This window comes from Hahella sp. HN01 (assembly GCF_018986435.1).
Classification (GTDB): Bacteria; Pseudomonadota; Gammaproteobacteria; order Pseudomonadales; family Oleiphilaceae; genus Hahella.
In genome coordinates, this window is record NZ_JAHMIN010000004.1 from 153,847 (window position 1) to 170,512 (window position 16,666).

The following is a 16,666-nucleotide window of genomic DNA, read 5'->3' on the forward strand; positions in this document are numbered from 1 at the left end:
CGGGAAGGTTTAACTTATTAATAAATAGTAATATCGTAAATTTATTGCTGGGAAGCGGGGTTGAGGCATAATCAGGAAATTGCCGATTAAACAAGCTGTTAATATAAATTAGAAAATATAGGACTGCTTATGCCAGCTAACTTTACCTCAAGAGATTTACACTATAACGGCATAGATCGCCGGTCTGGACCTCGGCGCACTAACGCCGATCGACGCAACAGCGTTCGTTTTGAACCAGGGAATCCGGACCGCCGCCAGATCGCCGGACGTCGCGCAGGTGAGATCGGCGGTTGGGCGAGGACCACGCTGTAATCACTCAGCTTTCAATCATCATCCGCTGAGGTTGCGGCGGCTTATTCCGCCTCGTAGGTGATCAGCCGATAGCCGACGCCCTGTTCCGTCACCAGAAAACGGGGAGAGGAAGGGGCGTCGCCGAGCTTATTTCTCAGTTTGGCCACCACAATGCGCAGGTAATGCGTATCTTCTTTGTGCGTCGGCCCCCAGATTTCCGCCAGCAGTTGCTGTTGCGTCACCACATGGTCGGGCGTGGTCGCCAGTCGCGCCAGTAATGCGTATTCCTTCTTGGACAGATGAATGTCTTCGTCGTCCAGAATCACTGAACGCTTCACAAAGTCGATGATCAGGCCGGCGGAACGGTAGACGTTGGCGGCAGGACGCAACGCAGCGGGTTCGCGATCGCGCAGCAGCACTCTGATGCGGGCGACGAACTCGCGAATGCCGAATGGCTTGGTGACGTAGTCGTTGGCGCCGTTATCCAGCGCCTCTACTTTTTCCGCCTCCGAGGAGCGTACGGACAGCACCAGCACCGGTATGCGACTGCTGCGTCGCAGCTGCTTCAGCGCCTCCAGGCCGTCCATGTCAGGCAATCCCAGATCGAGCACAATCGCATCCGGCGCTTCTGAGGACGCCAGCATTAGACCTTCCGTAGCGCTGCCCGCCTGCAATACCTCATAGCCCTCCGAGCGCAGACTGATGCGCAGGAAGCGCAGTATTTGCGGTTCATCGTCGATAACAAGAATACGCGGCTTGGTGGCGGTCAATGAAATGGGTCTCGTTGTTCAGTAAGAGTGCGAAAAACCGCAGGAGGATATAGTCCCAAGTGTAAAAGCTCAATAAGCGTCAGTGTAGCGGGCGGGGGCTTTCACTCAAAGGGCATAGTCTGACTTGCCTATGTTTTTTCCGGTATAGGTTTGCATAATGCAATTAACTGGAAAACGATTTCATAAATCCGAAAGCATCGCCAAGTCATGTGAATGCTTTGGATAACTTGACGATGGGCGTCACCGGGTGGGCCCGGAATGCGCTTGGGCGGCGACAGTGATAGGGACGTTTGTATAGAAAAAGTGGCGATTCGGGTCTAGACCCAAAAACCGATACTTTTTTAAGTGATTTCATATCATGATTCCCGGAAATGGAGACAAATATCGCTATTTTTGCGCCGCGACGCTGGTTCTGAATACCTCAAAACAGAGCGTATTTCAGATCGTTTTTTACAAACCGGACTTCGCAAACTAGACTGCTTTTATCGTATAAGCCCACGCGAACGTATAGCTTGCCGGCGCAGGTGAAAGAGTCGAATCAAAGCGTAAAAAAATTTTACGAAAGATTGAAAACGTTTTCAAAAATGATCAAAAAATAACCCTGGCGCTATCAGGGGGGTCATAAAAATAAAACGCGACCTACGTCCTGCCTACGGTGAGGATGCGACAGACGTGAATCGGAATGGCGAAGTAAGGAGAAAGAATATGAATAAACTATCGGTATGGACCCTGTTAAGCGGATGCGCACTGATGTCCGCTCAGGGGATGGCGCAGGAAAACTATGGCGAAGCCCTGCAGAAATCCATCTACTTCTATGAAGCCCAGCAGTCTGGCGTATTGCCGGACTGGAATCGCGTTGAGTGGCGGGACAATTCGGCGCTACAGGACGGCGCCGATGTCGGGCATGACCTCAGCGGCGGTTGGTATGACGCTGGCGATCACGTCAAATTTGGCTTTCCCATGGCGGCGTCGGCGACACTGCTGGCCTGGGGCGCGGTGGAGTACCGGGATGCATACAAGCAATCAGGGCAGTTACAACACATCCTCAATAATCTGCGTTTTGTCGCCGATTATTTCGTAAAAGCCCATACCGCGCCCAATGAGTTGTGGGGGCAGGTTGGCAATGGCGGCGCGGACCACGCCTGGTGGGGCTCCGCCGAAGTCATGCCGATGGCGCGCCCGTCTTATAAAATAGACGCCAGTTGTCCGGGCTCGGATCTGGCGGGAGAAACCGCCGCGGCGCTGGCGGCGATCGCAATGGTTTTCAAACCGGTGGATAGCGCATACGCCAATACACTGCTGACCCACGCCCGCCAGTTGTACGAGTTCGCCAATACCTATCGCGGCAAATATTCCGATTGCATCACTGACGCGGGTAGTTACTACAAATCCTGGAGTGGTTATCAGGATGAACTGGTCTGGTCCGCGCTCTGGCTATATCGCGCCACCGGCGAAGCCAGCTATCTGCAGCAGGCGAAACAGGATTACCAGAAGCTGGGCGGAGAAGGGCAACAAGATGTCAAAGCCTACAAATGGGGGCATGCCTGGGATAACAAAGCCTACGGCTCTTATGTCCTGATGGCGCAGATCACAGGGGAGGCCGGCTATCAGGCGGATGCGGAGCGTTGGCTGGATTACTGGACGACCGGCTATAACGGCGAGCGGGTGAACTATACCCCCGGCGGCCTGGCCTACCTGGATGTGTGGGGCGCCAACCGCTACGCCGCCAACACCGCTTTTATTGCGCTGGTTTACGCCGACTTTTTGAATAACGCCGGCATCAAGGCGGAGAAAGCGCAAGCCTATTACGACTTCGGCCGCAGTCAGATCGAATACCTGCTTGGCAACAATCCGGCGGGCGTCAGTTATCAAATCGGTTATGGCGCCAACTATCCCACTAACCCCCATCATCGTACGGCCCACGGAACCTGGACCAACAACCTTCGCACGCCGGAGCAGTCGCGACATTTGCTGGTGGGAGCATTGGTTGGCGGGCCTGATAGTAACGATAACTATGCGGATGACCGTGGCGATTATGTGAAGAATGAGGTGGCCACGGACTACAACGCTGGCTTTACGTCCGCCCTGGCGCGTCTCTATCTGGATTTTGGCGGCGACCCGATTCCCGATAACGCTTTCCCGCAGGCGGAAGCAAAAGACGAAGAGTTTTATGTCGAAGCCAAGCTGAATTCCAGCGGTCCCCGTTATGTGGAAATTGCAGCGCAGGTGCATAACCACAGCGCCTGGCCGGCGCGCGGCAGCGAGCATCTGCGCTTCCGCTACTGGGTCGATCTTTCTGACGAATTCGCCGCCGGTTATGGCCTGCAGGATATCAAAGTCACTACTGCATACAGTCAGGCGACGGAGGTGAGCGGGCTGCAGCCCTGGGGCGATCCTGATGACCATATCTACTATGTGGACGCTTCTTTCCAGGGAGTGAATATCTATCCTGGTGGACAGTCCGAGTCCCGCAGGGAAGTGCAATTCAGAATTTCGCTGCCGACCAATAGCAACGCCAGCGAGTGGGGTAACGAAGGCGATCCGTCCTGGGACAGTTATGACGGCGTCTACAAAAAAGCGAGCAAAATCGCTCTTTATGACGGCGCTGACCTGGTCTGGGGCGAAGAACCCGGCGCAGGTTGCGGCGGCGACTCAGGCGTCAATTGTCTGCCCCAGGCGCAATCATTAAATGTGACTACCAATATGGACGAGGCGGTCAACATCGTCTTGCATGGCGAAGACAGCGACGGCTCCATCGTGAGCTATGAATACGCGCAACCCGCCCATGGCGCCCTGACTGGAACAGGCCCGGCGGTCACCTATATGCCTCATGCCGGGTACCATGGCCTGGATTCATTCTCCTACACCGTGGTGGACAACGATGGCGGACGCTCGCCGCAGGCGCAGGTCGACATCAATGTGGAAGCGCCGGATCTGCCGGCGTTGGAAATCACTGATCCTGCTGACGGATTCGAAGTGAGTCCGGGGCAATCCTTCACTGTGCGCTATCGCCTGGATAACGCCGCCAGCATGCGCCTGTATCTCAATGACGTAGTCGCTGGCGAAGGCGGCGCGTCGGGTGCGATTGAGGTCGCAGCCCCAACAACGGAAGGAGATTACACCCTGAAGCTGATTGCGCTGTCCACCGATGGCCAGGAAATCGACGACGCTTCTGACGCAATCATGATCAAGGTCGCCGAGCCGGACGCAGGCGGGGATATTTCCTGTAGCGTCGGCGGGCTGGATGTCTGGAATACCGGCTATGTGCTGGGCGACGTCAAAGTCGTCAATAACGGATCGTCTTCTATCAACGGGTGGGAAGTCGTTCTCACCTTTGATGAACCCACTTCCATCGTGAACCTGTGGAACGGGGCCTACACGCTGTCTGCGGACGGTAAAACCCTCACCGTGAAAAATATGCCTTACAACGGTTCATTAGGGCCCGGCGCAGCGACCAGCTTTGGTCTGCAGGGCGTTCACGACGGAAGTTTCTCACCGCCAACCTGCACCGCCAGATAACTCAGCAAATTCGCCAAACTCCGACAGGAAGCGGTTCCAGCGCGCTGGATTCCAGTCGGTGGGCGGCGTCATCTGAGCGATGTGTGAATTAATAAAATCTATGGAGTCAAAACATGGACTTAACGTTCAAGAAAAGACCATTGAAGGGGATGCTGCTGCCTATCGCCGCAGCGGTCAGCTTCGCCACTTTCTGTTCTCACGCCCAGGCCAGCGCGGAAGAATATAACGAGCGCTTTATGGAAATGTGGAACAAAATCCACGATCCGTCCAACGGATACTTCAGCGCCGACGGCGGACCCTACCATTCTGTAGAGACGCTTATCGTCGAAGCGCCGGACCATGGTCATGAGTCCACCAGTGAAGCCTATTCTTACTTTCTGTTGCTGGAAGCCTACTACGGTAAAGTGACTGGCGACTGGAGCAAGCTGCGCAACGCCTGGGAAAAAATGGAAGAGCAGATCATTCCCACCCATGACATGCAGCCGACCAACAATTTCTATAATCCATCCAAGCCCGCGGCCTATGCGGCGGAACATCCGCTGCCCTCCGGTTATCCGAGCCAGTTAGAGTTCGGCGTTCCCGTCGGCGAAGACCCGATCTCGGCTAAACTGGCGCAGACCTACGGCACCTGGGACGTTTACGGCATGCACTGGCTGTTGGATATGGACAATATCTACGGCTACGGCAACCTGGGCGATGGCGTCAGCACGCCTTCCTACATCAACACCTTCCAGCGTGGTGAGCAGGAATCCGTGTGGGAAACCGTCACCCATCCTTCCTGGGAGAGCTTCAAGTGGGGCGGTCCTAACGGTTTCCTGCCGTTGTTCACCAAGGACAACAACTACTCTAAACAATGGCGTTACACCAACGCTCCGGACGCCGACGCCCGCGCGGTGCAGGTCATGTACTGGGCGTATCAGTGGATCAAGGAGCAGGGCAAAGATCCAGAGCAGGAAATTCCCGGTCTGGTGGCGAAAGCGGCCAAAATGGGGGATTACCTGCGTCTCGCCATGTTCGATAAGTACTTCAAGAAAATGGGAACCCAGGACAAGAACGCCCAGGGCGGTCGCGGCTACGAGAGCGCTCACTATCTGATGTCCTGGTATTACGCCTGGGGCGGAGCGGCGGACCCCAACGCCGGTTGGGCGTTCCGTATCGGCAGCAGCCATGTGCACTTTGGTTATCAGAACCCCATCGCCGCCATGGCGTTGTCGGAATTCGACCCGATGAAACCGAAAACCCCGGGCGCCACGGAAGACTGGGCCACTGGCCTGAAGCGCTCCATGGAATTCTATACCTGGCTGCAGTCCGCAGAGGGCGGCATCGCCGGCGGCGCCACCAACAGCTGGGATGGTTCCTATAATCCCCATCCTCAGGACCGCGCCGACGCTACGTTCTACGGCATGGTGTACGACGAAAACCCGGTGTATCACGATCCAGGCAGCGGCACATGGTTTGGCTGGCAGGCGTGGTCCATGCAGCGCGTGGCGGAATACTACTACCTGAAAGGCGACGCTCAGGCCAAGCAGTTGATGGATAAATGGGTTCCCTGGGTGCTGAACAACATCAACTGGCTGGAAGACGGCTCCTTTGAAATTCCCGCCACGTTGGAGTGGACCGGTAAACCGGAAAAATGGGATGCGGCCAACCCGAAAGCCAACGCTAATCTGCACGTGAACGTGGTGGATCATGGTCAGGATCTTGGTGTTGCGGCTGGCGTGGCCAAGGCCCTGATGTTCTACGCCGCGGCGGCGGAGAAATATGACTCGCCCAAGAATGAAGCCAAGGACGCATCCAAGAAGTTGCTGGACGCCATGTGGACGCACTTCCAGACCTCGAAAGGGCTGGCGGCGCCGGAAAAACGCGGCGATTACGCGCGCTTCTTTGACAAAGTCTACGTGCCGGGCGAGTTCAACGGCTCCATGGCTAACGGCGACGCCATCAACAGTGAGTCCACCTTCCTGAGCATGCGCTCGTTCTATCTGAACGATCCTATGTTCAAGCAGGTCGAAGACGCTTTGAACTCCGGTGAAGATCCCGTGTTCACCTATCACCGGTTCTGGGCGCAAACGGAAGCGGCGACCGCCTACGCCAATTACGCGTCGCTGTTCGAAGCGGACAATCCCTGTGACGAAGGCTGCGCGCCGACGGCGCAACCACTGTCTGTCTCCACCCGCATTAACAAGGCGGTTTCCATCACGCTTAAAGGAACGGATAGCGACGGAACTGTCGTCGGTTACACCGTCAGCAAGCCGCCTCAGCATGGGACCCTGTCCGGCTCGGGCGCCAACTTGACCTATCAGCCCGAGGCGGGTTTCAGCGGCAGCGATGCATTCGAATACACTGTGACCGACAACAGCGGCGAAGTGTCCACGCCAGCCAAAGTCAGCATCGATATCGCGGAAGCTAGCATCAGTCTGACGTCTCCCGCAGACGGTTCTGAGTTCGAGACCGGCGCGACCGTTACGGTCAAAGTCAACAAAGAAGCAGGCTTGCAGGCGCAAGTCATACTTAACGGAGAAGTCGCGGCGACTATCGCCGGCGACAGCGATTCCGCTCCTGTGACTTTGCCGACCAGCGAAGGCGCGCACAGTCTGTTGGCGAAACTGCTGGATGAAGACGGCTCCGTCATCGCCACTTCCAATAGCGTTAGCGTGAAGACCAAGCAAGCGCCTTCCGGCGATGGTCTGACCTGTACTGTACGTGAAGATATCTGGAACAGCGGATTTGTCGCGCACATCACACTGACCAATAACACCAATGCGGTGATTGACGGTTGGACCGTGAACATCCCGCTGGGGGCGACGGATCAATACACCAATGGCTGGAGTGCGCAATACAGCGTTAACGGTTCGGTGCTGAAGGCCTCCAACATGAGTTGGAACGGGACATTGCAACCGGGCGCCACCACCAGCATCGGCTTCCAGGGAACCCATGGCGGCGATCACGCGCCGATCAAATGCGCCGAATAAACTGAGCGCGTGCAAGGTTCATTAGAGCGACCTATTACGCCTATCGCGTCGACTGACCATTAGGTGTTGATAGCCCTTTTGGGGACGGTAACGTCCCCTCTTTTTTCTTTCATTTTTTCTTCCATTTCGCGTTCTACGGTTTGGCGTAGAGAGCGAATTCGTCCTCAGACCGGCGCTCGCAAATCACCTTCGATAATAATATCGCTTCCCTCGCAGCCGGGATTCTCAATTCGATCCAACAGCATATTGATAGCGGAATGGCCCATCTGATAGGTGTCGTGATGCACGCAGGGGATGTTGAAGTCGAAGATATCTGCATAAGGCGCCTCATCGATGCTGAACACTGCAGGATTGTGATTTTTGTTGTCCAATCTTCGCAGCGCTTTAAGCGCGCCCAGGGTAATCAGGATGTTGAGGCCGAACACCGCATCGGGCGCCTGTTTATGCTGTTTAAAGTAGGCGGTGGCGTTTTCAAACGCCGGCTGCATGGTGTAGTCGCCGTAAAGCACTTCCAGCCGGGTAGGTTCTTTACATTCAGCCAGGGCTTTTTTCAGGCCTTCGAGACGCAGTTTGGATATGTTGGACTGCTCTGGACCCGCCAGCGCCAGGATATGGCGATGACCTTGCTCCAGCACATAACGGCCGCCTTTGTAGCCGCTCGCCAGATTGTCCAGATATACGCCAGGGAAGGGCGCCGCCGGTAGACGACGGTCCACCTGCACCACGGGGATATTGGCGTGAATCAATTGCTCCAGGTATTGCGGATGGTATTCGTCATAGTCGGACACCACAGACAGAATGATGCCGTCCACCTGATAGCTGAGCATGGTCTCCATGGCTTTGTTCTCCAGCTCCGGCGATCCGTCTGTGTCGAACAGCATGATGGAGTAGTTGCGCTTTTTGGCCGCGCGGGAGATCGCCTTGATCATCTCGCTGTAGAAGGGGTTGTCCATGCTGGCGGTGATGATGCCGATCAGCCGGCTTTTACTGCCTTTCAGGTTGCGGGCGAAGGCGTTGGGGACGTAGTTCAGCTCCCGCGCGACTTCCAGAATCCGGTCCAGAGTCTCTTTTTTCACCAGTTCCGGCTTGTTCAGCGCCCGGGATACGGTGATGGTGGTCATGTTCACCCGGCGGGCGATATCGGTAATCGTTACTTTACTCTTTTTGGGCATGATGCCTCTCAAACGCTGTGTCGGTAAGGGATGCGGCGATCCCGGAATGCGTGTCGCGACTTGCTTGTTGCAATGGAAAATTCGCTATGATAGCTTAATGTTAACGTTAACATTCTCTCAATGCGAGGGATTGTTGCAGAAGTTGATATTTATTCTATATAGATGTCAACGTTAGCTTTCCCGTAGACGGAGGCTGGCTCCGCCTCCTATCTACGGGTTTGTTCGATGTGGAAATGTTAACGTTAACATTGGCGTAGAAGCCGCTTCGAACCACTAAAAATAACTAAAGGTTGAGTCATGTTGAAAATAAGTAAAACCCTTAAGACCCTAGTCGCCGGTATCGCATGCAGTTTGGGCCTGGCATCGCCAGCCGGAGCTGAACAGTTGAAGATCGGCATGTCCTTTCAGGAACTGAACAACGCTTACTTCGTCACCATGAAGAGTGCGTTGGAAGAAGCGGCCAAGGATATTGGCGCAGAAGTCTACATCACCGACGCCCATCACGACGTTTCCAAACAAATCAATGACGTAGAAGACATGCTGCAGAAAGGCGTGGACATTCTATTGCTCAACCCCACTGACTCCGTCGGCGTGCAATCCGCCGTGGTGTCCGCCAAGAAAGCGGGCGTTATTACTGTCGCTATTGACGCTGAAGCGGAAGGTCCTATCGATTCTTTCGTCGGCTCCAAGAACTATACCGCCGGTTACATGGCCGGCAAATACCTTGGCGAACAATTGGGCGGCAAGGGCGAGGTGGCTATCCTCGACGGCATTCCCGTCGTGCCTATTCTTGAGCGGGTGCGCGGATTCAGCGACGCCATGCTGGAATTCCCCGACATCAAAGTGGTTGGCAAGCAAAACGGCAAGCAGGAGCGCGACGTCGCCATGAATGTGACGGAGAACATGCTGCAGGCCAATCCCGGTCTGGACGGCGTATTCAGCGTCAATGACACCGGCGCTTTGGGCGCGTTGACCGCCATCGAAGCCAGCGGTATGGACGTCAAGCTGGTTAGCGTGGACGGTCACCCGGAAGCCATCAAGGCCATGCTGAAACCTAACTCCAAATTTATCGCCACCTCGGCGCAGTTTCCTCGCGACCAGATTCGTTTGGGCCTGGCTATCGCGCTGGTCAAGCATTGGGGGTCGGAAATACCCGCCTCCATGCCAGTGGATGTGAAGCTGATCGATAAAGCCGCCGCCGCTAATTTCAGCTGGTAGGCGTTAATCCGTTTTCTGTATCTGGGAGTCCGTCGCTCTGGCCTCCCGCCGACTCAAAGGCGGGTAGGGCCCTTCGACAGGCTCAGGGTGAACGGAGTAGGGTCTTTTTCGCGTCTTCCTTGCACAGGCGTTCGGCGTTGAGGGCTTTGTGTGTCGCCACAAAGTTCTCAGAAATAGCGCAGTCATTGTCGTAACGCCATGCCGACGCTTTGGATGATGCGGTTGGAAGTTGGGTCGTAATACTGGGTGTAAGAGTCATGAACAGTCTTCTTTCCCTTGAACATATCAGCAAAGGATTTCCCGGCGTACGCGCGCTCAACGATATCAGCTTTGAGCTGCAGGCAGGGGAGATCCACGCCTTATTGGGCGAAAACGGCGCAGGAAAGTCCACGCTGATGAAAATCCTGTGCGGCGTCTATAAACAGGACGCCGGGCGAATCCTGATCGACGGCGCGCCAGTGGACTTTCGTCATTACCACGACGCCACGAACGCTGGCGTGGGCGTTATCTTTCAGGAATTCAGTCTGATTCCTTATCTCAATGCCGTTGAAAATATTTTTCTTGGTCGCGAATTGCGCAGTCCCTTGGGCATGTTGCGCAAAAAGGCGATGCGCGCGCAGGCGGAAAAAATCTGTCAGCGCCTGGATGTGAACATTGATCTGGACGCGCCAGTGGATCACTTGAGCGTGGCGGAACAACAGTTTGTAGAAATCGCCAAAGCGTTGTCCCTGGACGCCCGCATTCTGGTGCTGGACGAGCCCACCGCCACCCTGACGCCCAACGAGGCGGAGCATCTGTTTCGGGTGATGCGGGAGTTGAAGGCGCAAGGGGTGGGGATGGTGTTTATTTCCCATCACATGGAAGAGATCTACGAGATTTGCGACCGCATCACTGTGCTGCGCGATGGCGAAAAGATCGGCGATCGCAATGTCAGCGAAGTGGCGGTGGATGATCTGCTGGAAATGATGGTGGGACGCAAAATCAGCAATAGCTTTCCAGAGAAAACGCCGTTGCGGGATGACGGCGACATTGTCATCGACGCCCGCGCAATTCAATTACACAAAGGCGCGCCGGTGAACCGTTTTCAATTGCGCAAGGGCGAGATTCTGGGCTTCGCCGGACTGGTAGGCTCAGGACGCACGGAGACGGCGCTGGCCATGATCGGCGCACTGCCAACTTGTCGTAAAGATGTAAGTGTGGATGGCGAATCCGTCGCCATGAAAACGCCGGCGGAGGCCCTGCGTCGCGGCATTGGTCTGTTGCCGGAAAGCCGTAAAAAAGAAGGGCTGATACTGCCGTTTTCCATTCGCGAAAACATCACGTTGAACAATCTCGCCAAAGTCGCCGGGGCTGGCTCTTTGATCGACCGCAAGCGGGAGAGCGAAGTGGCGGAGACATTGTCCGCGAAAGTGCGGGTGAAGGCGCCGGACTGCGAAACGCCGGTGGGCAACCTGAGCGGCGGCAATCAGCAGAAAGTGGTGATCGCACGCTGGCTGAACAACGACTGCAAGGTGCTTATCTTCGATGAGCCGACGCGGGGCATCGATGTCGGCGCGAAAGCGGAAATCTACCGTCTGATGAAGCAACTGACCGCCCAGGGCGTGTCGATCATCATGATTTCTTCCGAACTGCCGGAAGTGGTGGGCGTGAGCGATCGCGTCGCGGTTTTTCGGCAGGGAAGCATCGTCAAGATTCTGGAAGGGGATGCGGTGAACTCCAATGAAATTATGCGCTATGCAACCGGAGGCGTAAAAGATGAATAAAATGACGGGTAGCGCCGCGGCGAATGTAGAGGTGAACCTGATGCAAGGCTGGTTGAAAAAGTGGAGGAAGTCCCCCGCATTTTATCCTTTGCTCGGCTTTATCGTGATATTCGTCGCGATGGCGTTGGCGAACGAGAACTTTCTGACTACCGCCAACCTGAGCAATGTGGCGCGGCAGGTATCCATCAATGCGATTATCGCCGTGGGCATGACCTGCGCGATTCTGACCGGCGGCATCGACCTGTCTGTGGGACCGGTGATGGCGCTGTCCGGCACCATTACCGCCGGTTTGATCCTGGCGGGCTTTCCGCCGGAAGTCGCCATGGTGGGCGGCTTGCTGGTGGGCGCGTTGTTCGGCGCGGGCAACGGCGCATTCGTCGCCTACGCCAAGATGCCGCCGATTATTGTGACGCTGGCCACCATGGGCATCGCCCGCGGATTGGCGCTGATCTATACCGGCGGATATCCGATTTCCGGCTTGCCTGATTCTTTCGCGGTGCTGGGGCGCGGCGAGGTCTTCGGCATTCAGGCGCCGATTCTGGTGATGGCGGCGGTGTATCTGGTCGCCTATGTTCTGCTTAATCACATGCCCTTTGGCCGCTATGTTTACGCGATAGGCGGCAATGAAGAAGCCGCGCGTCTGAGCGGGGTGAGAGTGCAGCGCTATAAACTGGCGGTCTACACCATCAGCGGCTTTACTGCGGCGCTGGCGGGCATCGTGCTGACTTCCCGTCTGATGAGCGGACAGCCCAACGCGGGCATCGGCTTTGAACTGGACGCCATCGCCGCTGTGGTGCTTGGCGGCGCAGCCATCGCCGGCGGTCGCGGAGCGATTGTGGGCACTTTGATTGGCGCCATGATGCTGGGCGTGCTCAATAACGGACTCAATCTGATGGGCGTCTCGCCGTACATTCAAAACATCATCAAGGGCGGCATTATCCTGCTCGCCATATTTATCAGCAGAAGCCGGGACAAGTAGCCCCGGCCCGCTCTCAAAACTCGAAATCATATAACACCAACAACAGCCATTATCAGCATGGCGATGATAGGGGCATGCTGATAATCAGGGGCATGGATGCGCCTGCGCGGCGGCAAGCCGCGGGAGACAGGGCCTGACACGTGCAGGGACTGTCGTTTCAGACAAATGGAAGGAAGCCATTTTTCTGCCAGATTAATAATATGGAGAATTCCGCATGTCTGCTTTACCTGAAATGATGACCGCGGTGGTCTGTCACGCTCCCAACGATTACCGCCTGGAACAACGCGCCCGCCCGATAGCGGGTCATGGTGAGCTGGTGATCAAAATCGAGGCCTGCGGTATTTGCGGTAGCGACTGCAAGGCCAGCTCCGGCGCGGATATGTTCTGGTGCGGAGATAACCCCTGGTTAAAAGCGCCGGTCATTCCCGGTCATGAATTCTACGGTTGCGTGGTCGAGATGGGACCGGGCGCGGCGGAGCGTTTTAACGTCAAGCTCGGGGAGAAAGTGATCGCCGAGCAGATCGCGCCCTGTGAACGTTGCCGCTTCTGCCGTTCCGGCAAGTACTGGATGTGCGAAGTGCACAATATCTTCGGCTTCCAGAAAGATGTCGCCGAGGGCGGCATGGCGGAATACATGCGCGTGCCCGCCAACGCCATCGTGCACAGTATTCCTGAGTCTGTGTCTCTGGAGGATGCAGCGCTGATCGAGCCCATGGCCTGCGCCATTCACACCGTCAACCGGGCGGACATTCAGCTGGACGACGTAGTAGTGCTGGCGGGCGCGGGTCCGTTGGGGCTGTGCATGATCCAGGTCGCGCGATTGAAAACGCCGAAAAAACTGGTGGTCATCGACATGGTGGATGAGCGTCTGGAGCTGGCGAAAGACTTTGGCGCCGATGTGGTGTTGAATCCTGCTCGCGACGATATCGACGCAGCGATCAAAGGCATGACGGATGGCTATGGCTGCGATGTCTATATCGAGGCTACCGGCGCGCCGGCGGCGGTCACTCAGGGCTTGCGCATCATCCGTAAGCTGGGGCGTTTCGTTGAGTTCAGCGTCTTCGGCGCGGAAACCACCACCGACTGGTCCGTCATCGGCGACCGCAAGGAACTGGATATCCGCGGCGCGCACCTGGGGCCGTACACCTATCCAGTGGCCATTGATCTGTTTGAACGTGGACTGGTGACCTCCCGAGGCATCGTCACTCATCAACGCAAGCTGGATGATTGGGAGAACGCCTTCCAACTGGCGTCCACCGCCGACTCCATCAAAGTGCTGTTGATACCCTGAGGAGCCCTGTCATGAATTACGTCATCGGCGTCGATATCGGCACGCAAAGCGCCAAGGCGCTGTTGGTGGCGGCGGACGGCGCCATCGTTGCGAAAGCCTCGCAGAGCTATCAAGTGGACACGCCGCGTCCCCTGTGGGCGGAGCAGTGGCCGGATGTCTGGTTGCAGGCGGTGTACAAAACCGCAGCTGAATGCGTGGCGACCTCTGGAGTCGACCCCGCCAGCGTTCGCGGCATCTGCGTCAGCAGTCTTTATGGCGGTTCCGGCATTCCTGTGGATGCGGATATTAAACCGCTGCACCCCTGTCTGATCTGGATGGATCGTCGGGCCACCGCCGAGACGGAATGGGTTCGGGAGCATGTGGATGTGGCGCGGTTGCAGGAGATTACCGGCAATGGCGTGGACAGCTATTACGGCTACACCAAAATACTGTGGCTGAAGGCCAACAAGCCGGAGGTCTGGCGTCAATCTCGCTATCTGCTGCCGCCCAATAGCTACGTCAATTACCATCTTACTGGCGAGCTGGCGGTGGACCATAGTTCCGCCGGCAATATTGGCGGCGTGTACGACCTGCAGCGTCGCCAATGGTCGCAAGAAGCGATGGATATGCTGGGCATTGAGGCGAATAAGATGCCTGAGCGACTGGCGGCGTCCGGCGAGATAGTCGGTCGCCTCACGACGGAAGCGGGAGCGCGGCTGGGCTTGCCCGCCGATATTCCGGTAGTGGCGGGCGGCGTCGACGCGGCCATGGCGACCCTGGCGGCGGGAGTGGTGGAGCCGGGCAACCATGTCGCCATGATCGGCACCAGCATGTGCTGGGGATTCGTCAATCGGGAGACCGATGCGCGCAACGGCTTGATCAGCATGCCTTATGTGGCCAACAGCGAGCAGGACATCTATATCTTCGGCGGCGCCATCACCGCGGGCGCCTCCATCAGTTGGTTTCGGGAGCAGTTTTGTGAGCAAGACCGGCAGGCCGCCCAGGCTCAGGGGGAAGCGGACGTTCATCAGTTGATGGAAAGAGACGCGGCGAAGACGCCTCCCGGCGCCAATGGTCTGGTATTTCTGCCGTATCTGATGGGCGAGCGCAGTCCAATCTGGGACCCTAACGCTTCCGGCTCCTTCGTCGGGCTGACCTTGTATCACACCCGTGCGCATTTATATCGCTCCATTCTGGAAGGCCTGGCGTTTGCGTTGCGACACAACATTGAGTGCGGCCGGCAAGGCGCGGCGCGGCTGGACCCTGAGCTGATTGTCGTCGGCGGCGCGGCGCGCTCGGATTTATGGATGCAGATCATCGCCGACGTTACTGGGTATCCGGTGCTCACGATCGAGCAGGATGTAGAAGCGCCGATTGGCGCAGCGCTGCTGGCGGCGTTGGCGGGTGGATTAGTCGAGGACGTCGCGGCTATTCGCAACTGGATCAGCCTTACGCCCAGAGCCAAACCTATTGCGGCCAATGCAGCGGTCTACGAGCGTATGTTTCAGCAATACTGCGGGCTTTATCCAAAGCTGCGCAACGCCATGCATGACTTGAGAGCGGTAGCCCAGGAGAAAGAATAGAGCGATGAAAAGCCTGTTAAACCAATTACGCGATTACACTAAGGTTGTGGCCGACACTGGCGATCTGGAGGCGATTCGTCGCTTCGCGCCGGAAGACGCCACCACCAACCCTTCACTGGTGTTGAAAGCGGTGCAGTCCGGCGATTATGACGCCTCAGTGCGGCAAAGCGTGGCGCTGGCGCGCAGATTGAATCCTCAGGATGAGGAAAGAGCTATTGAAACCGCCCAGGACAATCTGGTTGTAGCGATGGCGCAGCGCATACTGGACGCGACGCCGGGCAAGGTCTCCATTGAGGTCAGCGCCCGCTATTCCTACGACATCGACGCCACCGTCACCAAGGCGCGGGAGTTGCGGCGTCTTTTGAGTCAGGCGGGCGCGCCGGTGGAGCGGGTGCTGATAAAAATCGCCGCAACCTGGGAAGGCGCACAAGCCGCGCGTATTCTCGAGCGCGAAGGCGTCAACTGTAACCTGACGCTGATTTTCAATCTGGCGCAGGCGCGCGCCTGTGCCGAGGCGGGGGCGTTTCTGGTGTCTCCCTTCGTAGGGCGTATTCTGGACTGGTACAAGCGAGCGAACCCCGACATGGATTATGTCCCTGAGCAAGAGCCGGGAGTGTTGTCGGTAAAAGACATTTATCGTTATTACCGACGCTATGGTTACGCCACGGTTGTAATGGGCGCCAGCTTTCGCAATATCGGAGAAATTATCGCGCTGGCGGGATGTGATCGTCTCACGATCAGCCCATCCCTGCTGGAAGCGTTGGCGGACACGCAAGGGACGTTGCTGCCAGCGTTGTGCGACGATGGCGTGCGCGCCGCGCCTCCTGAGCCTCTGACGGAAAAAGAATTCCGTTGGCTGATGAGTGAAGACGCCATGGCGACGGAAAAGCTGGCGGAGGGCATTCGTGGGTTTTATCAGGACCAGTTGAAGCTGGAAGCGATGATCCGCGATCGCTTGCGCGGGGGAGATTAAAGCTACTGTTGTAGGTCGTTGCCCGTAGGGAGCGGAAGGCAGCGTTATTTGTCATTAATGGAGACGTAGGAACGCCCTAAAAAAGCCGGATTACCGTATGGCGCGCTCGGTGAATCCGGCTCAGGCCTGAGCCGTAATGGCCTGACTCTGGTCAGG

General features: G+C 56.8%; 11 protein-coding genes. 9 read left to right on the plus strand and 2 right to left on the minus strand.

The features are described 5' to 3' along the window. The first annotated feature begins 129 nt into the window (after positions 1-129). Positions 130-312, plus strand: a complete 183-nt coding sequence (locus tag KP814_RS05620) for a hypothetical protein (protein WP_127969832.1) — start codon at positions 130-132, stop codon at positions 310-312. Between the two features lie 41 nt (positions 313-353). On the opposite strand, the gene KP814_RS05625 is transcribed toward KP814_RS05620, so the two are convergent. After that, positions 354-1,067, minus strand: coding sequence for a response regulator (locus KP814_RS05625; protein WP_371824039.1), 714 nt, complete (start codon positions 1,065-1,067; stop codon positions 354-356). Positions 1,068-1,766: 699 nt separating this feature from the next. Here KP814_RS05625 and KP814_RS05630 point away from each other — a divergent pair. Beyond that, on the plus strand, positions 1,767-4,580 hold the full coding sequence (locus KP814_RS05630) for a glycoside hydrolase family 9 protein (RefSeq protein ID WP_216735835.1): 2,814 nt from the start codon (positions 1,767-1,769) through the stop codon (positions 4,578-4,580). A 113-nt stretch (positions 4,581-4,693) separates the two neighbouring features. Further along, positions 4,694-7,552, plus strand: a complete 2,859-nt coding sequence (locus KP814_RS05635) for a glycoside hydrolase family 48 protein (protein ID WP_216735836.1) — start codon at positions 4,694-4,696, stop codon at positions 7,550-7,552. A 164-nt stretch (positions 7,553-7,716) separates the two neighbouring features. On the opposite strand, the gene KP814_RS05640 is transcribed toward KP814_RS05635, so the two are convergent. Further along, positions 7,717-8,724 carry a LacI family DNA-binding transcriptional regulator gene (locus KP814_RS05640; protein WP_216735837.1) on the minus strand — a complete coding sequence of 336 codons (1,008 nt, stop codon included), beginning with the start codon at positions 8,722-8,724 and terminating at the stop codon, positions 7,717-7,719. Positions 8,725-9,021: 297 nt separating this feature from the next. On the opposite strand from KP814_RS05640, the gene KP814_RS05645 reads away from it, so the two are divergent. The 6 genes from KP814_RS05645 to tal all read left to right on the plus strand — a co-directional run bounded on the left by KP814_RS05645 (position 9,022) and on the right by tal (position 16,510). Next, the gene (locus KP814_RS05645; RefSeq protein WP_216735838.1) at positions 9,022-9,942 is read left to right on the plus strand and encodes an ABC transporter substrate-binding protein; all 921 of its coding nucleotides are present in this window, start codon (positions 9,022-9,024) and stop codon (positions 9,940-9,942) included. A 257-nt stretch (positions 9,943-10,199) separates the two neighbouring features. Continuing rightward, positions 10,200-11,705 (plus strand): sugar ABC transporter ATP-binding protein, encoded by a 1,506-nt coding sequence (locus tag KP814_RS05650; RefSeq protein ID WP_216735839.1) that lies wholly within the window; start codon positions 10,200-10,202, stop codon positions 11,703-11,705. Between the two features lie 40 nt (positions 11,706-11,745). After that, complete coding sequence (locus tag KP814_RS05655) at positions 11,746-12,684, plus strand: ribose ABC transporter permease (protein WP_279502452.1); 939 nt, start codon at positions 11,746-11,748, stop codon at positions 12,682-12,684. A gap of 214 nt (positions 12,685-12,898) precedes the next feature. Beyond that, on the plus strand, positions 12,899-13,975 hold the full coding sequence (locus KP814_RS05660) for a zinc-binding dehydrogenase (RefSeq protein WP_216735841.1): 1,077 nt from the start codon (positions 12,899-12,901) through the stop codon (positions 13,973-13,975). 11 nt (positions 13,976-13,986) lie between these two features. Next, positions 13,987-15,537, plus strand: a complete 1,551-nt coding sequence (locus tag KP814_RS05665; RefSeq protein WP_216735842.1) for an FGGY-family carbohydrate kinase — start codon at positions 13,987-13,989, stop codon at positions 15,535-15,537. A 4-nt stretch (positions 15,538-15,541) separates the two neighbouring features. Next, positions 15,542-16,510, plus strand: coding sequence for a transaldolase (gene tal / locus KP814_RS05670; RefSeq protein ID WP_216735843.1), 969 nt, complete (start codon positions 15,542-15,544; stop codon positions 16,508-16,510). Positions 16,511-16,666: the final 156 nt, after the last annotated feature.